Origin of the sequence: Helicobacter sp., assembly GCF_022511165.1 — a bacterium.
Lineage (GTDB): Bacteria > Campylobacterota > Campylobacteria > Campylobacterales > Helicobacteraceae > Helicobacter_C.
Map to the genome: position 1 here is coordinate 1 of NZ_JAFLSB010000075.1, position 2,306 is coordinate 2,306.

Here is a 2,306-nt window from a genome sequence, read left to right on the forward strand (position 1 = left end):
GCTAAAAGCCTCTCTAGCACCTGCTCTGTTTTGAGGTGGGGAGCTTGATAGGTGATGATACCTATTTTTTTGATATGTTGATAAAAATTATTATGCTTTTGCATTGTATTCCTTTGATATAAGATGATTTGCCCTAAGATGACACACTTTTGCATAAAGGGTGATAATCACCCTTTAATCCTAAGATTTGGGCGTTACGAATGTGATGTATAATCTCTATGGATTTTCTTGCCTCTTTTAGTCCAAATCCCTTATTTTCTAAAATTGCCTTATAACTTTCTGTATGCAAATCAGTAAAACCATCGCTAAATTCCACAGATTCACCATTGACACTGATGAGCCTAAAAGTCTGCTTATTTTGCTCCAAAGCCTCTTTGGGAAGCGTATGAGAATCCACTGATAAAAACCAACGCACCCTTGCATTACTAAGCTCAAGCAAACCGCTTGCACTTTTTTCATCTAAAAAATGCACTTTGCTCTCTTTCACATCTCCAAAAATCCAAGAAAGCATATCAAAAAAATGCACCCCGATATTAGTCGCTACTCCACCACTTTTGGTTATATCTCCTTTCCAAGAAATAAAATACCACTTGCCCCGCGAAGTAATATAAGTCAAATCCACATCAAAAATTTTATTAGGTTCTTTTTGTAAGATAGATTGAATCTTATTTTTCAGCTCAATAATGCTCTTATGCAATCGAAGTTGCAAAATATTATAAACTTTTCTCCCCGTTTCTTCTTGAATCGCCTCAAGAGCATCAATATTCCACGGATTTAAAACTAAAGGCTTCTCACAAATCACATCAACTTGGCTTCTCAAACCAAAGCGGATGTGGCTATCGTGCAGATAATTTGGCGAACAAATAGAGATAAAATCAAGCTTTTGTCCCTTGCGTCTTAGTTTATCTATATGCCTATCAAACCGCTCAAATTCCGTAAAAAAATCAGCCTCTGGAAAATAGCTATCCATAATCCCCACAGAATCGTTTTTATCAAGCGCACACACAAGTGTGCCATTATTTGCTTTGATAGCTTTAAGGTGTCTAGGGGCGATATAGCCTCCTACGCCAATAAGTCCAAATTTTTTCATTACCTTTGTGTCTCCTCTTTAATGGCTTGTAGTATTTTATAGCTTGCATTACCCTCACCATAGAGGGAGTTATCAAACTTTATGCTGATATTGGAAAAAACCTCAAAGGCTTTAAAGATTTGCTCTTCTCTTGCACCCACAAGGCAGTTATAGCCTCTCTCTACTAATTCGCCCCATTCTGTTTCATCACGCAAAACCATACAAGGTTTTTTGAAAAAATAAGCTTCTTTTTGCAATCCACCGCTGTCTGTGGCTACCATTGTGCATTGTTTTAGCACCCAAATCATCTCCAAATAACTCAAGGGCTCAATAAAAAGAATGTATTTAGTTTGAATCTTGCTTTTTTCTAAAATATTTTTGGTTCTTGGGTGCAAGGGAAGCACAACGAGCATTTGTTTTGAGATTTTATCAAGGGCTTTGAGGATAGATTCTAATCTTTCTTGATAGTCTGTGTTTTCAGCACGATGAAGGGTGCAGAGGATAAAATCTTGAGGCAAGTTAAGATTATTTTTTTTTGCTTTTTTTTGATAATGCAAGAGCGCATCATACATCACATCGCCACATTCTATAATTTTGCAATCAAAAGATTCAAAACCCTCTTTTTTAAGGTTTTCAACCGCCTTTTTGGTAGGTGCAAATAAAAGTTTAGCAATTCTATCTGTTAAGATGCGATTGATTTCTTCGGGCATTTGCATATTAAAGCTCCTTAAACCCGCCTCAATGTGAATAAGGGGAATATGCAATTTCACACTCGCTAAAGCCCCTGCTAGAGTGGAATCTGTATCCCCATAGACAAGGGTAAAATCAGGTTTTTCTTGCTTTAAGACTTCTTCAATTTTTTCTATCATTCTCCCTGTCATTGCTCCGCTAGAAAGTCCACCAATACCAAGATTATAAGAGGGTTTGGGGATTTCTAGCTCTTGAAAAAATACTTCACTCATCTTGCTATCATAATGTTGCCCTGTATGAATGATCATCTCTTGGATTGTTTTATCTTGTGCAAAAGCTCGGCTTAACGCACCTGCTTTTATAAATTGTGGTCTTGCACCCACAACACTCGCTATCTTCAATCCAACACCCTCTCAATAATATTTAAAAGCTTCTCTCCCTCTCTAGTGGCATTTAAAATCTTAGCGGTTTTATTAGCATTTTCTTTGTAGATAAGGATTTGCTTTTTGGTAAGAGCGTTTAAAGCCTTTGCCATAGATTGAGGGGT

The 2,306-nt window shown here is 37.0% G+C and carries 2 protein-coding genes; both read right to left on the reverse strand.

Translation table 11 applies throughout. From position 1 onward, the window contains the following. Nucleotides 1–133: 133 nt before the first annotated feature. A complete protein-coding gene (locus tag J1E28_RS07720; RefSeq protein WP_291028457.1) occupies nt 134–1,090 on the reverse strand; it encodes a Gfo/Idh/MocA family oxidoreductase in 957 nt (318 codons plus the stop codon). Next, nucleotides 1,090–2,160: a UDP-N-acetylglucosamine 2-epimerase (non-hydrolyzing) gene (gene wecB, locus J1E28_RS07725; RefSeq protein WP_291028459.1), complete on the reverse strand. Its 1,071-nt coding sequence runs from the start codon at nt 2,158–2,160 to the stop codon at nt 1,090–1,092. The genes J1E28_RS07720 and wecB overlap by 1 nt, the downstream gene beginning before the upstream one ends. Nucleotides 2,161–2,306: the final 146 nt, after the last annotated feature.